Genomic DNA, 14,134 nt, shown 5'->3' on the forward strand with positions numbered 1-14,134 from the left:
GGCCTCCTCTTGTCCGTGTGCGCTCTCCGCACGTAAGTTCTCATGGAGAACGGCCGGCGTCAATCACGGGCGTCGATGGGAGGGGTGGCTCATGCGGACCCAGGTCGGCATCGTCGGCGCCGGACCGGCGGGCCTGGTCCTCGCCCGGTTGCTGCAGCGCGAGGGCATCGACTCGGTCGTCCTCGAGCGCCGCTCGCGGGTGTACGTGGAGGGCAGGGTCCGCGCCGGGGTGCTCGAGCACGACACCGCCGACCTGCTCGACGAACTCGGCGTGGGCGCGCGGATGCGGCGGGAGGGCATGGTGCACCGCGGCATCGAGCTGCGCTTCGCCGGCGCGGGCCACCGCATCGGCCTCGAGGCGCTCACCGGCCGGACCATCACCGTGTACGGCCAGCAGGAGGTGGTCAAGGACCTCATCGCCGCCCGGCTCGCCGACGGCCTGCCGCTGCACTTCGAGGCGGAAGTGACCGGCATCGACGCCACCACGGTCACGTACAAGCACGACGGGGTGGAACAGCGCCTGGAGTGCGACGTCGTGGCCGGCTGCGACGGCTCGCACGGGGTCACGGCCGACGCCCTGCCCGCGGGCACGGTACGGCGGCACGAGCGGGTGTACCCGTACGCGTGGCTCGGCATCCTGGCCCGCGCGCCGGCGGCCAACGAGGAGCTCGTGTACGCGTACCACGAGCGCGGTTTCGCCCTGCACAGCATGCGTACGCCCGACATCGTGCGGCTGTACCTGCAGGTGCCGCCCGGCACCGACCTCGCCGAGTGGCCGGACGAGCGGATCTGGGACGAGCTGCGCCGGCGCCTCGGGCTGCCGCTCGTCGCGGGCCCGGTGCTCGAGCGGGGCGTCACGCCGATGCGCAGCGTGGTCGTCGAGCCGATGCGCCACGACCGGCTGTTCCTGGCCGGGGACGCGGCGCACATCGTCCCGCCGACCGGCGCCAAGGGGCTGAACCTGGCCGTCGCGGACGTCCGGGTGCTCGCCGGGGCGCTGACGGCGTTCTTCCGCGACGGGAACGAGAAGCTGATGGACGCGTATTCGGACACCTGCCTGCGGCGCGTCTGGCAGGTGCAGCGGTTCTCGAACTGGATGACCTCCATGCTGCACCGGCATCCCGGCGACGATCCGTTCGACCACGGGCTGCAGCTGGCGGAGCTCGTGTACGTCACCGGCTCCACCGCGGCCGCGACCACGCTCGCCGAGAACTACGTGGGGTTGCCACGGTGATCGTCACCCTCGCCGAGGCCGTCGCCGAGCTGGTCCACGACGGCGACACCGTGGCTCTCGAAGGCTTCACGCACCTCATCCCGGTCGCCGCCGGGCACGAGATCATCCGGCAGGGCCGGCGCGGCCTGACCCTGGTGCGGATGACCCCCGACATCGTGTACGACCAGCTCATCGGCGCGGGCTGCGCGCGCAAGCTGGTGTTCTCCTGGGCCGGCAACCCGGGCGTCGGCTCGCTGCACCGCTTCCGCGACGCCGTCCAGCACGCGTGGCCCGGGCCGCTGGAGATCGAGGAGCACAGCCACGCGGGCATGGCCAACCGGTACGTGGCCGGCGCCTCCGGGCTGCCGTTCGCGGTGCTGCGCGGGTACACCGGCACCGACCTGCCCCGGCACACGGCGACGATCGCGCCGATCACCTGCCCGTTCACCGGCGAGACGCTGACCGCCGTACCGGCCCTGAACCCCGACGTCGGGATCGTGCACGCCCAGCGCGCCGACCGGCGGGGCAACGTGCAGTACTGGGGCATCACGGGCGTGCACAAGGAGGTCGTGCTGGCCTCGGCGCGCTCGCTGGTCACCGTCGAGGAGGTGGTCGACGAGCTGACCCCGGTACCCGGCGCGGTCGTGCTGCCGGCCTGGGCCGTCACGCGGGTCGCGCACGTGCCCGGCGGCTCGCATCCCTCGTACGCGATGGGTTTCAGCGACCGCGACAACGACTACTACCAGCGCTGGGACGCGATCAGCCGGGACCGCGCGGAGTTCGGCCGCTGGCTGGAAGGGCTCACCTCATGAGCTGGACGGCGGACGAGATGATGACCGTCGCGGCGGCCCGGGCGCTGCGCGGCGGCACCCGCTGCTTCGTCGGGATCGGGCTGCCCAGCACCGCGGCGAACCTGGCCCGGCGTACGCACGCGCCGGACCTCGTGCTGGTCTACGAGTCCGGCACGATCGGCGCCAAGCCGGACCGGCTGCCGCTGTCCATCGGCGACGGGGTGCTGGCCGAGACCGCCGACGCGGTGGTCGGCGTGCCCGAGATGTTCAACTACTGGCTCCAGCCGGGCCGCATCGACGTCGGGTTCCTCGGCGCCGCCCAGCTCGACCGCTTCGGCAACATCAACACGACGGTGATCGGCGACGACTACGCCGACCCGCGGGTACGCCTGCCCGGCGCCGGCGGCGCGCCCGAGATCGCCGCGTCCTGCCGTGAGGTGATCGTCGTCGTCCGGCAGAGCCGGCGCACGTTCGTCGACCGCGTCGACTTCGTCACCTCCGTCGGGCACGGCTCGGGGCCGGGTGACCGCGCCCGCCTCGGCCTGCGCGGGGGCGGCCCGGCGCTGGTCATCACCGATCTGGGCGTGCTCGAGCCGGACCCGTGCGACCGTGAGCTGGTCCTGACCCACCTGCATCCCGGGGTCACCCCGGAACAGGCCGTCGCGGCGACCGGCTGGGCGTTGCGGCTGGCACCGGCCGTGAGCACCACCGAGGCGCCCCGCCCCGCCGAACTCGCGGCGCTGCGGGCCCTGACCGGCTCGGCCGAGGACAAGGAGACGACATGACGACACCCCATCCCCCGCTGTTGTCGCCCGGCTACAGGTCGACGGTCCTGCGCGCCCCCCGGCAGCAGCCGATCCTGCTGCCGCACTCGCTCGGCGAGCTGACCGGCCCGGTGCTCGGCGAGGGCCCGGTCGTGGCCGGCGACGCCGACCTGTCCGTGGACGGCTCCGGGGAGGCGCAGGGCCAGCGCATCGTCGTGCACGGCCGGGTCCGCGACGCCGACGGCCGGCCGGTCGCGGACCAGCTCGTGGAGGTGTGGCAGGCCAACGCCGCCGGCCGTTACCTGCACAAGTGGGACCGGCACGACGCGCCGCTCGACCCGCACTTCGCCGGGGCCGGGCGCACGGTGACCGACGCGCAGGGGCACTACCGCTTCGTGACGGTCAAGCCGGGCGCCTACCCGTGGGGCAACCATGCGAACGCGTGGCGGCCCGCGCACATCCACTTCTCGCTGTTCGGGCGGGCGTTCACCCAGCGCCTCGTCACCCAGATGTACTTCCCCGACGATCCGCTGTTCGCGTACGACCCGATCTACAACTCGGTGCCGGAGTTCGCCCGCGACCGGCTCGTCTCGCACTTCGACCTGTCCGCCACCGTGGAGTCGTGGGCGCTGGGCTTCCGCTTCGACATCGTGCTCAGCGGCGCCTCGGCAACCCCGATGGAGACCTCATGACCGGGCCGACCCCTTCGCAGACCGTCGGGCCGTACCTGTCGATCGGGCTGACCTGGGCCGAAGGGCCGTACGTGGTCGCCGGGGACGCGCCCGGGGCGGTGTGGCTGCACGGCCGGATCCGCGACGGCGCCGGCGAGCCGATCCCCGACGCGCTGGTGGAGACGTGGCAGGCGGACCCGCGGGGGCGCTTCCACACGCCCGGGTTCCGCGGGTTCGGCCGCTGCGGCACGGACGACGACGGGCGGTGGGCGATCCGTACGGTCAAACCCGGCCCGGTCGAGGGCCGGGCGCCGCACGTCGCGGTCTCGGTCTTCGCCCGCGGCCTGCTGCACCGGGTGGTCACCCGGCTGTACTTCGCGGACGAGGCGGAGGCGAACGGCGGCGACGAGGTGCTCGCCACGGTCCCGCCGGAGCGCCGGCACACGCTGCTCGCCGGGCGCGACGACGAGGGCTACCGCTTCGACATCAGGCTGCAGGGTGACGATGAGACCGTCTTCTTCGACCTCTGACGGCGGGCTGTTCGACGGGGTGCTGGCCGCCGGGGGCGTACGCGCCGCGGTGAGCGACGCCGCCTGGGTCCGCGCGCTGCTCGACGCCGAGGCCGCCCTCGCCCGTGCCGCCGCCCGCACCGGGCGCGCGACGGCCGCGGACGCGGAGGCGGTCGCCGCGGCCTGCGCCGGGCTGGAGGTCGACGTGGCGGCGCTGGGCGCAGAGGCCGCGCAGACCGGCAACCCGGTGGTGCCGCTGCTCCGGCGGCTGCGCGCGGCCGTGCCGGGCGACGCCGCCGCGCTGGTGCACCGCGGCGCCACCAGCCAGGACATCGTGGACACCGCCGCCATGCTGGTCACCCACCGCGCGTTCGGACCGCTGCTGGCGGACCTGGCTGCGGCCGCCGGCCACGCCGCGGACCTGGCGCAGGAGCACCGCGACACCCTCGTCGCCGGGCGCACGCTGCTGCAGCAGGCGCTGCCCACCACGTTCGGGCTGGTCGCCGCGGGCTGGCTCACCGGTCTCACCGCGGCCCGCCGTCGCCTGGCCGAGGTGCGGGCGCACCGGCTCGCCGCCCAGCTCGGCGGAGCCGTCGGCACGCTCGCGGCATCCGGAACCGACGGGCCGGGGCTGGTCACGGCGTACAGCGAGGAGGTGGGGCTGGCCGAGCCGGAGCTGCCGTGGCACACCGAACGGACCCGGATCGGCGACCTCGCGGGCGCTCTGGGCACGGCGGCCGGCGCCATGGGCAAGGTCGCGCGCGACGTGGTGCTGCACGCGCAGACCGAGGTCGGTGAGGTGTCCGAGGGCGGCGGCGGGGGTGGCTCGTCGACGCTGCCGCACAAGCACAACCCGATCCACGCGGTCAGCGCCGCCGCGGCCGCCGCCACCACGCCGGGGCTGGTCGCGACGCTGCTCGCGGCCATGCCCCAGGAACACCAGCGGGCAGCCGGGAACTGGCACGCGGAATGGCGGCCGCTGCGGGCGCTGCTCGAGGGAGCCGGGTCCGCGGCGTACCACCTGCGGGCCTCGCTCGGCGGGCTGCGGGTCGACACGGGCCGCATGCGCCGCAACCTCGAGATCACCGGCGGCGCGCTCCTGGCCGAGCGGCTCGCGGCGGCGCTGGGCCCGAAGGGACACGACCTGGTCCGCGAGGCGGCCGGGCGCGGCGACCTCGCGACGGACCCGGCGATCACCGCTCAGCTGCCGGCCGCGGAGGTGAAGCGGCTGCTCGACCCCGCCGGCTATCTCGGCAGCGCGGACGCGCTGATCGACCGCGCGCTGCGGGACGCCCGGCGATGATCGGTCATCACCGGGTGGACGGGCCGCCGGAGGCGCCGTCACTGTTGCTGATCAACTCGCTGGGCGCGGACCTGTCCATGTGGGAGCCGCAGGTGCCGGCGCTGTCCCGCCGGTTCCGGGTGATCCGCTACGACACGCGCGGGCACGGGCGCTCTCCCGTGCCCCCGGGCCGGTACAGCCTGGCCGACCTCGGCGGGGACGCGCTCGACCTGCTGGACCACCTCGGCGCCGCGCGGGCGCACGTCTGCGGGCTGTCGCTGGGCGGGATGACGGCGATGTGGCTGGCCGCGTACGCCCCCGAGCGAGTCGGCCGGCTCGTGCTCTGCTGCACCTCCGCGCTGCTCGGACCGGCGTCGTCGTGGGCCGGGCGCGCCGCCACCGTGCTGGCCCGCGGGACCGGGGCCGTCGCCGACACGGTCGTCGCCCGCTGGGTCACGCCCGAGTTCGCGGCGCTGCGCCCGGACCAGACCGGACGGCTGCGGGACATGGTCGCGGCGACCCCGGCGGCCGGGTACGCGGGTGCCTGCGCCGCCATCGAGGAGATGGACCTGCGCGCCGACCTGCCCCGCATCGCCGCGCCCACGCTGGTCCTGGCCGGCGCGGACGACCCCGCGACCCCGCCCGCGCACGGTGCGGCCATCGCCGCCGCGATCCCCGGCGCCCGCCTGGCCGTGCTCGACCGGGCGGCGCACCTGGCCACGTACGAGCGGCCCGCCGAGGCCACCCGGCTGATCCTGGAGGCCCTCGATGGCTGACGCGTACGACGACGGGATGGCCGTGCGCCGCGAGGTCCTCGGCGACGCGCACGTGGACCGGGCGGTGGCCGCCACGACGGAGTTCACCGAGCCGTTCCAGGACTTCATCACCCGGTACGCCTGGGGCGGCGTGTGGACCCGTGACGGGCTGGACCGGCGTACCCGCAGCTGCGTGACGCTGGCCGTGCTGACGGCGCTGCGCTGCCACGACGAGCTCCCGATGCACGTGCGGGCGGCCCGGCGCAACGGCCTGAGCCCGCAGGAGATCGCCGAGGTGCTGCTGCACACCGCCGTGTACGCGGGCGTCCCCGCCGCCAACTCCGCCTTCCGCCTGGCGCAGGAGGTCCTCCGCGAAGAAGACCCCACGGCCGGTTAAGGTGCGTGCGATGAGTGACCAGCCCCGTGAGCCCCACTACGTGCAGTCCCTGGAGCGCGGGCTGGCGGTCATCCGCGCCTTCGACGCGCGGCATCCCGAGCTCACCCTCAGTGAGGTGGCCCGCATCTGCGACCTCACCCGGGCCGCCGCGCGCCGGTTCCTGCTCACCCTCACCGACCTCGGGTACGTGCGGACCGACGGCCGGCTGTTCTCGCTCACACCGCGGGTGCTGGAGCTGGGGTATTCGTTCCTGGCCGGCCTGTCGCTGCCCGAGGTGGCCGAGCCGCACCTGGAACGCCTGGTCGCCGAGGTGCACGAGTCGTCGTCGATGTCGGTGCTCGACGGCGACGACGTCGTCTACGTGGCGCGGGTGCCGACCCGGCGGATCATGACGGTGGCGATCAACGTGGGCACCCGGTTCCCGGCGTACGCGACCAGCATGGGCCGCGTCCTCGTGGCGAACCTGCCGGACGACCACGTCGAGGCGTTCCTGGCGCGGGTGGCGCTGGAGCCGCTGACACGCCGGACGGTGACGTCGGCCGAGTCGCTGCGCACCGAGCTCAAGCGGGTCCGCGAGCAGGGCTACGCGATCGTCGACCAGGAGCTGGAGGAGGGGCTGCGGTCCATGGCCGCGCCGGTGCACGACCGTACGGGGGCCGTGGTCGCCGCCGTCAACGTCTCCGTGCACGCCAGCCGGACCTCGGTGGGCCTGCTGCGGGACACCCTGCTGCCCCGGCTGCTGGCCGCCACCACGGCGATCGACGCCGACCTGCGGGTCACGGCACCCCGGCGCTAGTACGCCGCTTCTGCCGGTACATCGCGTGGTCCGCCTCGGCGACCAGGCGCTCGACGTCGTCGCCGGTCTGCCCGAGCGCCCACCCGACGCTGGCGCCCACCCGGTGCACCCCGGTCGGGCCGCTGATCGGCTCGGCGAGCGCGGCACGCAGCCGCTCCGCGGTCTGCGCGATCGAGGTGTGCAGGCCGGCCCCGGTGACCAGGGCCACGAACTCGTCGCCGCCGGTACGGGCGATGACGTCGCCGTCGCGCAGGTGGTGGCGCAGCCGCTCGGCCACCACGCACAGCACCTCGTCGCCGGCCTCGTGCCCCGCGTCGTCGTTGACCTTCTTGAAGCCGTCCAGGTCGACGACGAGCGCGGCGATCTCGATGCCGGGCCGGGACCGGATCGCCTCGGCCCGGGTGCGCAGCAGGGTGCGGTTGGCCAGGCCGGTCAGGCAGTCGTGGGTGGCGGCGTACTCGGCCTCGGCCTGGCTGCGCTCGAGGGCCGAGTGCAGCCGGGCGTGCTGGATCGCGATGGCCGCGTGCTCGGCGAACAGGGCCAGGATCTCCAGCTGCTCCGGGCCGGGCTTGCGCAGTCCGTCGGGCAGGTCCACGCTCAGCACGCCGACCCACTCCCCGCCGGGCGCCATCAGCGGCGCGAACAGGCAGTCCATCGGGTGCCAGCGGTCCGGGTCCTCGGTCTCGGCGATGTCGGGCACCCAGGCGTAGAGGCTGTCCGGCACCCCGGTGCGGTGGTCCACGAAGTACAACGTGCCCCAGCGCTCGGCACGGCGGAACAGCTCGCGCCAGTTCTCCGCCGAGCCCCGGCTGCCGAGCAGCTCGTCGCGCAGCTCGTCGCTGCCGGCCACCGCCACGGTGGTGTAGTCGCCGTTGTCCTCGGCGAGGTTGACGGCCGCGAGGCCGAACCCGGCCACCTCCACGACGCCCCACGCCACGGCGTCGAGGGTCTGGGTGAGGTCGAGGCTGGCATGCACCCGCTTGGTCACCGCGTGCAGGGTCCGCAGGGCCTGCAAATGGGTGTCGGCGCCCGCCATCCCACCTCCCTCGGCCCGGTCTCGATCAACTGACCGTAGTCCATCCCGTCACGAGTTGTGGACCAGTGATCGGCATCGCCGGGGCAGATGTGAACGATTTCGCCCCGGTGATGACCTTCGCGGGCATAATACGGCCGATTCGCCGAGCGGGCCGCGGCGGTCGCCGGCCGGCGATCTCCTACGGTAGGCGGATGGCACCCCCGCAGAGCCGCCGCGAGCGCCCGGCGAAACCCGCGCTCACCCGCGACGGCATCATCGCCACCGCCGTCGCGGTGATGCGCGCCGAGGGCCTGTCCCGGGTGACGATGCGCCGCCTGGCCACCGAGCTCGACACCGGGCCGGCCTCGCTCTACGTGTACGTGCGCAACACCGCCGAACTGCACGCGGCCGTCCTCGACGAGCTGCTCGGCGAGGTGGACCTGACCCCCGCCGCCGGCGCCGGGCCGTGGCAGGAGCGCCTGGTCAGCGTGCTGGAGTCGTACACCCGGATCCTGTTCGCCAACCCGGGCCTGGCGCAGTCCGCGCTGCTGTCCCGGCCGTCCGGCCCGCACTACCTGGCGCTGATCGAGACCATGCTGACGCTGCTCGCCGAGGGCGAGGTGCCCGGCGACCGGGCGGCCTGGGCGATCGACATCCTGCTGCAGTACGCCACCGCGTCGGCCGCCGAGCACGCGGCGAGCACACCGGTGGACGAGGACACGTGGAACACGCTGGTCGAGACCGTCCGCACCGCCCCGCCCGAGATCTACCCGCACATCGCGGCGCTGGGCGAGGAGCTGCTCTCCGGCGGCGAGCGGCTGCGCTGGGCCTTCCTGGTGGTGCTCAACGGCATCCTGGTCACGCCGCGGCCGGGCCGCTGATGGCGTACCTGGTCGAGGTGGAACGGGTGTTCCGCGCTCGGCAGGGACTGCCCTCGCCGGTCCTGGCGGCGCGGGGCGGCCGGCGGCTCGACGCCGGTGAGGACATCGAGGTGGTGCTGCGCGCCGGGGTCGCCTTCGACGACGACCAGCTGACCGCGCGCGGGTGGTATCTCGACACCGACGAGCTGGCCGTACGGCTGGAGCGGTGGGCGGAGGTGCTGGGCGACGGGCCGTGGACGGCGCGGTTCCCGTTCCGCCCGACGTTCGAGCTGGTCGCGCGCCACCTCTACCGCGAGTTGGCGGCCGAGGTCCACCAGCTGGCCCATGTGGAGCTCGTCGACCGCACGTACGGCTCCCGCACCCGCTACAGCGCGCCGGGTTAGTCACGGCTGGAGGTCGACGACCCCTTGGCCGCTGCGGACGTCGAGCGGCACGGAGACCTGGTCATGAGTGATCAGCCAGGTGCCTTCGATCTTCCGGAGGCAGTACGTGACCCGGACCCACATTCCGGGAATCGGCGCGCCGGCCTTCGACGTACCGCTGAGCCGGCCGAACGCGTGCCCGAAGGCCACCTCGGTGCCGACCGTGAGCGTCAGGTCGCGGACCTCGTAGCGCACGTCCTCGAAGACGGCGAACACGTTCGCCCAGTTCCGGAGCTTCGCGTCGATGCCGACGTGCTGCAATGGAGGGTCGATGTCGAATGACACGATGTCCGCCGAGTACGGACGCCTCAGCCGGTCCACGTCCCGGGTCCGGAGGGCGTCGATGACCGTGCGGATCTGCTGCCGGATCTCGGCCTCGTCTGCTTCGTGCTGCGTTCGCATCGCCGCGCATCCCTTCGATCACCCAGTTCTTCCTCCGGCACCACGGTATGACGCGACGAACGTGATGGGTCCGAGCCCGTCAGCGGGCGCCGAGCGGCTGATCCAGGACCAGGCCGATCCGGCGGACGGCCTCGGTCAGGCGGTCCGGTGGCTGGGCGGCGTACCCGATCACCAGGCCGGGCGGTCCCGGCAGCCGCCGGTGCCAGGACAGCGGCTGCACCCGGACGCCCGCCGCCGCGATGCGTTGCGCCAGCGCCACGTCGTCCGTGCCGTCCGGGAGGGTGACCAGGACGTGCAGGCCGGCCGCCACGCCCTCGACCCGGGCCGCCGGCACGTGCTCGCGCAGCGCCGCCACGAGCGCGTCGCGGTGCCGGCGCTGGCGGCGGCGGACCGTGCGCAGGTGGCGGTCGTGGTCGCCGGTGGCGAGCAGCCGGGCGAGGATGAGCTGCGGCAGCGCCGGGTTGCCCAGGTCGCTGGCGTGCTTGGCGGTGACCAGGTCGGCGTGCAGGTGGCGGGGCGCGATGAGCCAGCCCAGGCGCATGCCCGGGGCGAGCGACTTGGACACGCTGCCGCAGTACGCGATCCGGTCCGGTGCGGAGGCCTGCAGCGCCGCCACCGGGGCCCGGTCGTAGCGGTGCTCGGCGTCGTAGTCGTCCTCGATGATCAGGCCGGGCCACTCCAGCAGCGCCAGGCGGCGGCGCGGGCTGAGCACCACGCCGGTCGGGAACTGGTGGGCCGGGGTGAGCAGGACCGCGTCCACGCCGGCCGCGGCCAGGTCGCTCACGCGGATGCCGTACGCGTCGACGGGCACCGGCACCGGCTCGACGCCCCAGTGCCGCAGCTCGTCGCGGGAGCCGCGGGAGCCGGGGTCCTCCATGCCGCACGCCTCGACGCCGTGGACCCGCAGTGTCTGGCTGAGCAGCGCGAGGGCCTGCGCCACCCCGTTCACCACGATGACGTCGTCCGCGCTCGCCCGTACGCCCCGGTTGCGGGCGAGCCAGGACGCGAGCTCGGCGCGCAGGCCGGGGTTGCCGCGCGGGTCGCCGTACCCGAGGTCGGCGGTGGTCGCCTCGGCCAGCACGGCCCGTTCGGCGCGCAGCCAGGCGGCCCGCGGGAAGGCCGACAGGTCGGGAACCCCCGGCGACAGGTCCAGGTCGATGTCCGCGGACGGGCGTTGCGGCAGCCGCAGACCCGCGGGTTCCGGGCGTACGGGCTCAGCACGCGGCCGTGGCGCCCGGGCGGTGACCGTCGTGCCCGCGCCCGTCCGGCCGGCGAGCAGCCCCTCGTCGGTGAGCCGCTGGTACGCCTCGACCACCACCCCGCGCGACACCCCGAGGTCGCCGGCGAGCACCCGGGTCGCGGGCAGCCGGGAGCCGGGGGCGAGCCGCCCGTCGCCGATCGCGGCGCGCAGCCCGTCGGCGAGCCACGCGGTGCGGCCCCGCTCCGGCGGTACGCCCAGCAGGTCGATTTGGTCCTCCCCAGGAGGCACGAAATGGTCCTTGGGACAGGACCATACGCCACCCAGCATGGATCTCATGTCCCGTCTCGTCTCCCTGATGTCCGGCGCCGCCGCGATGTGCTGCGTGGGCGGCAGCGTCGCGGTCTCCGGCACGCTCTCCGGCGCTCCCCTGTTCACCACCCAGGCCCTGCGCTACGCCGTGGCCTGCCTGCTGCTGCTCGCCTTCGCCCGGACCCGCGGCGTACGGCTGCTGCGCCCCCGCGGCGGCGAGTGGGCGTGGCTGGCCGGGATCGCCGGCACCGGCCTGGTGATCTTCAACGTGGCGCTGGTGCAGGGCGCCCGGCACGCCGAGCCCGCGGTGCTGGGCGTGGCGGTGGCCTGCGTACCGCCCCTGATGGCGGTCGCCGGGCCGCTGCTGGAGGGGCGCGGGCCGAGCCGTACGGTGCTCGTCGCGGCGGTCGTGGTGACCTCCGGGGCCGCGCTGGTGCAGGGCCTGGGGCGTACGGACGCCGCGGGCCTGGCCTGGGCCTCCGTGGCGTTCGCGTGCGAGGCGGCGTTCACGCTGCTCGCCGTGCCGGTGCTGGGACGCCACGGCCCGGTCGGGGTGTCCGTGCACGCCGTCTGGCTGGCCGCCGTCATGCTCGCCGTCCTCGGCGCCGTCCACGAGGGACCCGCGGTCGTCACCCGGCTCACCGGGCGGGACCTGCTCGCGGGCGGCTACCTGGCCGTCATGGTGACCGCGGTCGCGTTCGTCCTCTGGTACGGCAGCGTGGCGCGGCTCGGGGCGGGCACCGCCGGCCTGCTCACCGGCATAGCGCCGGTCGCGGCGGCGATCGCCGGGGTGGCGCTGGGCGGCCCGGCGCCGCAACCGCTGGTGTGGGGCGGGATCGCCACGGTGGCGGCGGGGCTGGCGCTCGGCCTGCGCCCCTTGCCCGCCCTGCCCGCGCCACGACCCGCGGCGAACCCGGCATGACGGATATAGAGTGAAGAACGTCGATCCCTTTGCCGACGAAGGCAGGTACCCCGGTGCGCCTGTTCACCGTGATCGCCGTCTGCGCCACCGTCCTCAGCGCTCCCCAGGTGGCCACCGCTTCCGCCGCCCGCCCGTGCTACGACCGCGACGCCCCGGTCACGTACGAGGAGAGCCGCATCGAGACACCCGCCCTGCCCGGTGGCGTGCGCGTGCCGTACGAGCTGGTCGAGTCCGGTGGCTTCACGCCGTACGTGGAAAAGCTGCAGCGCGACCTCTGCCGCGCGCCGTCCGTCTTTGCCGCGCGGAGACTGCTGCAGCGTGAGGGCGCGCGGCTGTGGGAGACGGCCGTCGCACGCGCCCAGGGCCGCGTCCACATGGGAACCATCGAGCGCTACGACGACCGTCCGCTCTACTGGTCGCGGCTGATGGGCACCCGCGACGTCCGGCAGTGGTCGCCCCGGTTCGCGCTCTCCGGCGCGGAGCGGTCCGCGCTGCTCAGGACCTACGAGTACGCGTCCCGCGGGATCACCTCCACCACGTTCGGGCGCGGGGTGAAGCGGGTGCTGATGAGCGGGTTCGACCCGTACCAGCTCAACGGCGAGATCCGCCGCTCCAACCCGTCGGGCGCGTCGGCGCTGCAGCTCGACGGGCTGACATACCGCGAGGGGCGTACCCGCATCCGGGTGCAGTCCGTCGTCCTGCCCGTCACCTGGAGCGGCTTCGACGCCGGCATCGTCGAGGACGCGTTCGGCCCGCACCTGACCCGGCGCTCACCGGAGCGCGCCGACCTGATCATGACGATCAGCCAGGGTCTGCGCGGCGTCATGAACATCGAGCAGTGGGCCGGGGCGTGGCGCGGCGGCTCCCCGGACAACAACAACGAGGGCGAGGCCGAGCTGATCCCGCCGGCGCCGCGCTGGCCGCAGCCCTCACCGACGCCGGAGTTCATCGAGACGACGCTGCCGTACCGGGCGATGATCGACGCCGGCACCGGCCCGTGGCCGACCGCGCTGAACCCGCAGATCTGCGAGTGGCCGGCGGGCACGCGCCCGACCGGGCCGGTCCGGTGCCGCGACGACGGCCCGTCCCCGGGCGGCCAGGCGCAGTCGGGCGGCGGCGGCAACTACCTGTCGAACGAGAGCATGTACCGCTCCAACCGGCTGCGCCTGAAGCTGGGCGCCACCGACGTACCGGGCGGCCACCTGCACATCTCCGCCCTGGTGTACCCGGCCGACCCGCTCGTCGTCACCGACGACGCGTTCTCGGCCGACCGGGCGGCGACGATCGAGCAGACCGTCGCCCTGGTCAAGGCCGCCGGCGCCGCCGCTTAGCGCGGACGCCGGGACCGACACCCCGGTGACGGCCGCCGGACCGCCGCCCTGGTGAAGGCTGCCGGGCCGCCGCTCAGCGCGGGCGCCGGGCATCCGCCCAGCCCGCCGCCGCCAGCCCCGCGGCGATGACGGAATCGGTCAGGGCCGGGCGGCGCCACCGCGGGGCCACCGCCGCGACGGCGAGGTCGCCGGCCGCGTGGACGGTGTCCACGACCGCGCCGAGGGCCGCCACCGGCCCGCCCGGCGCGGCGGCCGTCACGACGGCCTGCAGAACGTGCCGGGCGCCGAGCACCCGCGCCACGGCGACCGCGCCGGGCGTGGGCGGGCGGCCCGTCGCGCGCAGCACGGTGTCCGGCATCAGGAGCAGGGCGCAGCCGTAGACGGCTCGTCCGGCCAGGGCAAGGCGCAGCGCAACCATGGCGATGCCCTACCCGTGGCCGAGGGCGACAAACGGTGAAGGCCGCCTCTCGCAA

General features: G+C 74.8%; 17 protein-coding genes. 13 read left to right on the forward strand and 4 right to left on the reverse strand.

What is annotated here, in order from left to right:
* Positions 1 to 91 precede the first annotated feature (91 nt).
* Genes COUCH_RS24405 through COUCH_RS24445 form a run of 9 tightly spaced genes read left to right on the forward strand, consistent with a single transcriptional unit; the run spans position 92 to position 7,178 of the window.
* Positions 92 to 1,234, forward strand: a complete 1,143-nt coding sequence (locus COUCH_RS24405; RefSeq protein ID WP_249607528.1) for a 4-hydroxybenzoate 3-monooxygenase — start codon at positions 92 to 94, stop codon at positions 1,232 to 1,234.
* Positions 1,231 to 2,025 carry a CoA transferase subunit A gene (locus tag COUCH_RS24410; protein ID WP_249607529.1) on the forward strand — a complete coding sequence of 265 codons (795 nt, stop codon included), beginning with the start codon at positions 1,231 to 1,233 and terminating at the stop codon, positions 2,023 to 2,025. The genes COUCH_RS24405 and COUCH_RS24410 overlap by 4 nt, the downstream gene beginning before the upstream one ends.
* Positions 2,022 to 2,789, forward strand: coding sequence for a CoA-transferase subunit beta (locus tag COUCH_RS24415; RefSeq protein ID WP_249607530.1), 768 nt, complete (start codon positions 2,022 to 2,024; stop codon positions 2,787 to 2,789). The genes COUCH_RS24410 and COUCH_RS24415 overlap by 4 nt, the downstream gene beginning before the upstream one ends.
* Positions 2,786 to 3,460, forward strand: a complete 675-nt coding sequence (gene pcaH, locus COUCH_RS24420; protein WP_249607531.1) for a protocatechuate 3,4-dioxygenase subunit beta — start codon at positions 2,786 to 2,788, stop codon at positions 3,458 to 3,460. The genes COUCH_RS24415 and pcaH overlap by 4 nt, the downstream gene beginning before the upstream one ends.
* The gene (pcaG, locus tag COUCH_RS24425; protein WP_249607532.1) at positions 3,457 to 3,969 is read left to right on the forward strand and encodes a protocatechuate 3,4-dioxygenase subunit alpha; all 513 of its coding nucleotides are present in this window, start codon (positions 3,457 to 3,459) and stop codon (positions 3,967 to 3,969) included. Before pcaH ends, pcaG begins: the two co-directional genes overlap by 4 nt.
* The gene (gene pcaB / locus COUCH_RS24430) at positions 3,944 to 5,251 is read left to right on the forward strand and encodes a 3-carboxy-cis,cis-muconate cycloisomerase (protein WP_249607533.1); all 1,308 of its coding nucleotides are present in this window, start codon (positions 3,944 to 3,946) and stop codon (positions 5,249 to 5,251) included. Before pcaG ends, pcaB begins: the two co-directional genes overlap by 26 nt.
* Complete coding sequence (gene pcaD / locus COUCH_RS24435) at positions 5,248 to 6,006, forward strand: 3-oxoadipate enol-lactonase (RefSeq protein WP_249607534.1); 759 nt, start codon at positions 5,248 to 5,250, stop codon at positions 6,004 to 6,006. Before pcaB ends, pcaD begins: the two co-directional genes overlap by 4 nt.
* Positions 5,999 to 6,382 carry a 4-carboxymuconolactone decarboxylase gene (pcaC, locus tag COUCH_RS24440; RefSeq protein ID WP_249607535.1) on the forward strand — a complete coding sequence of 128 codons (384 nt, stop codon included), beginning with the start codon at positions 5,999 to 6,001 and terminating at the stop codon, positions 6,380 to 6,382. Before pcaD ends, pcaC begins: the two co-directional genes overlap by 8 nt.
* Before the next feature lie 10 nt (positions 6,383 to 6,392).
* Positions 6,393 to 7,178: an IclR family transcriptional regulator domain-containing protein gene (locus COUCH_RS24445; RefSeq protein ID WP_249607536.1), complete on the forward strand. Its 786-nt coding sequence runs from the start codon at positions 6,393 to 6,395 to the stop codon at positions 7,176 to 7,178.
* Here COUCH_RS24445 and COUCH_RS24450 read toward each other — a convergent pair.
* Positions 7,159 to 8,214 carry a sensor domain-containing diguanylate cyclase gene (locus COUCH_RS24450; protein WP_249607537.1) on the reverse strand — a complete coding sequence of 352 codons (1,056 nt, stop codon included), beginning with the start codon at positions 8,212 to 8,214 and terminating at the stop codon, positions 7,159 to 7,161. The genes COUCH_RS24445 and COUCH_RS24450 overlap by 20 nt on opposite strands.
* 191 nt (positions 8,215 to 8,405) lie before the next feature.
* Between COUCH_RS24450 and COUCH_RS24455 the strand changes: the two genes are divergently transcribed.
* Both COUCH_RS24455 and COUCH_RS24460 read left to right on the forward strand, forming a co-directional pair.
* Complete coding sequence (locus tag COUCH_RS24455) at positions 8,406 to 9,074, forward strand: TetR/AcrR family transcriptional regulator (RefSeq protein ID WP_249607538.1); 669 nt, start codon at positions 8,406 to 8,408, stop codon at positions 9,072 to 9,074.
* Positions 9,074 to 9,457 carry a hypothetical protein gene (locus COUCH_RS24460; protein ID WP_249607539.1) on the forward strand — a complete coding sequence of 128 codons (384 nt, stop codon included), beginning with the start codon at positions 9,074 to 9,076 and terminating at the stop codon, positions 9,455 to 9,457. The genes COUCH_RS24455 and COUCH_RS24460 overlap by 1 nt, the downstream gene beginning before the upstream one ends.
* Here the strand turns inward: COUCH_RS24460 and COUCH_RS24465 are convergent, their stop codons facing one another.
* Both COUCH_RS24465 and COUCH_RS24470 read right to left on the reverse strand, forming a co-directional pair.
* Positions 9,458 to 9,898: a YybH family protein gene (locus COUCH_RS24465; RefSeq protein WP_249607540.1), complete on the reverse strand. Its 441-nt coding sequence runs from the start codon at positions 9,896 to 9,898 to the stop codon at positions 9,458 to 9,460. It lies immediately after the preceding gene.
* Positions 9,899 to 9,977: 79 nt separating this feature from the next.
* A complete protein-coding gene (locus tag COUCH_RS24470; RefSeq protein WP_249607541.1) occupies positions 9,978 to 11,387 on the reverse strand; it encodes a PLP-dependent aminotransferase family protein in 1,410 nt (469 codons plus the stop codon).
* 46 nt (positions 11,388 to 11,433) lie between these two features.
* Between COUCH_RS24470 and COUCH_RS24475 the strand changes: the two genes are divergently transcribed.
* Both COUCH_RS24475 and COUCH_RS24480 read left to right on the forward strand, forming a co-directional pair.
* The gene (locus COUCH_RS24475; protein ID WP_249607542.1) at positions 11,434 to 12,330 is read left to right on the forward strand and encodes a DMT family transporter; all 897 of its coding nucleotides are present in this window, start codon (positions 11,434 to 11,436) and stop codon (positions 12,328 to 12,330) included.
* Between the two features lie 53 nt (positions 12,331 to 12,383).
* The gene (locus tag COUCH_RS24480) at positions 12,384 to 13,661 is read left to right on the forward strand and encodes a hypothetical protein (protein ID WP_249607543.1); all 1,278 of its coding nucleotides are present in this window, start codon (positions 12,384 to 12,386) and stop codon (positions 13,659 to 13,661) included.
* Between the two features lie 73 nt (positions 13,662 to 13,734).
* Here COUCH_RS24480 and COUCH_RS24485 read toward each other — a convergent pair whose 3' ends face one another.
* Positions 13,735 to 14,079, reverse strand: a complete 345-nt coding sequence (locus tag COUCH_RS24485; protein WP_249607544.1) for a hypothetical protein — start codon at positions 14,077 to 14,079, stop codon at positions 13,735 to 13,737.
* Positions 14,080 to 14,134: the final 55 nt, after the last annotated feature.

The organism is Couchioplanes caeruleus (assembly GCF_023499255.1).
GTDB lineage: Bacteria > Actinomycetota > Actinomycetes > Mycobacteriales > Micromonosporaceae > Actinoplanes > Actinoplanes caeruleus_A.

Bases quoted from the DNA above. Each gene is read 5' to 3' on its own strand.
- pcaG (WP_249607532.1), top strand. From the start codon at position 3,457: ATGACCGGGCCGACCCCTTCGCAGACCGTCGGGCCGTACCTGTCGATC.
- COUCH_RS24405 (WP_249607528.1), top strand. From the start codon at position 92: ATGCGGACCCAGGTCGGCATCGTCGGCGCCGGACCGGCGGGCCTGGTC.
- COUCH_RS24450 (WP_249607537.1), bottom strand. From the start codon at position 8,214: ATGGCGGGCGCCGACACCCATTTGCAGGCCCTGCGGACCCTGCACGCG.
- COUCH_RS24485 (WP_249607544.1), bottom strand. From the start codon at position 14,079: ATGGTTGCGCTGCGCCTTGCCCTGGCCGGACGAGCCGTCTACGGCTGC.
- pcaD (WP_249607534.1), top strand. From the start codon at position 5,248: ATGATCGGTCATCACCGGGTGGACGGGCCGCCGGAGGCGCCGTCACTG.
- pcaC (WP_249607535.1), top strand. From the start codon at position 5,999: ATGGCTGACGCGTACGACGACGGGATGGCCGTGCGCCGCGAGGTCCTC.
- COUCH_RS24445 (WP_249607536.1), top strand. From the start codon at position 6,393: ATGAGTGACCAGCCCCGTGAGCCCCACTACGTGCAGTCCCTGGAGCGC.
- COUCH_RS24415 (WP_249607530.1), top strand. From the start codon at position 2,022: ATGAGCTGGACGGCGGACGAGATGATGACCGTCGCGGCGGCCCGGGCG.
- COUCH_RS24475 (WP_249607542.1), top strand. From the start codon at position 11,434: ATGTCCCGTCTCGTCTCCCTGATGTCCGGCGCCGCCGCGATGTGCTGC.
- COUCH_RS24455 (WP_249607538.1), top strand. From the start codon at position 8,406: ATGGCACCCCCGCAGAGCCGCCGCGAGCGCCCGGCGAAACCCGCGCTC.
- pcaH (WP_249607531.1), top strand. From the start codon at position 2,786: ATGACGACACCCCATCCCCCGCTGTTGTCGCCCGGCTACAGGTCGACG.
- COUCH_RS24465 (WP_249607540.1), bottom strand. From the start codon at position 9,898: ATGCGAACGCAGCACGAAGCAGACGAGGCCGAGATCCGGCAGCAGATC.
- pcaB (WP_249607533.1), top strand. From the start codon at position 3,944: ATGAGACCGTCTTCTTCGACCTCTGACGGCGGGCTGTTCGACGGGGTG.
- COUCH_RS24460 (WP_249607539.1), top strand. From the start codon at position 9,074: ATGGCGTACCTGGTCGAGGTGGAACGGGTGTTCCGCGCTCGGCAGGGA.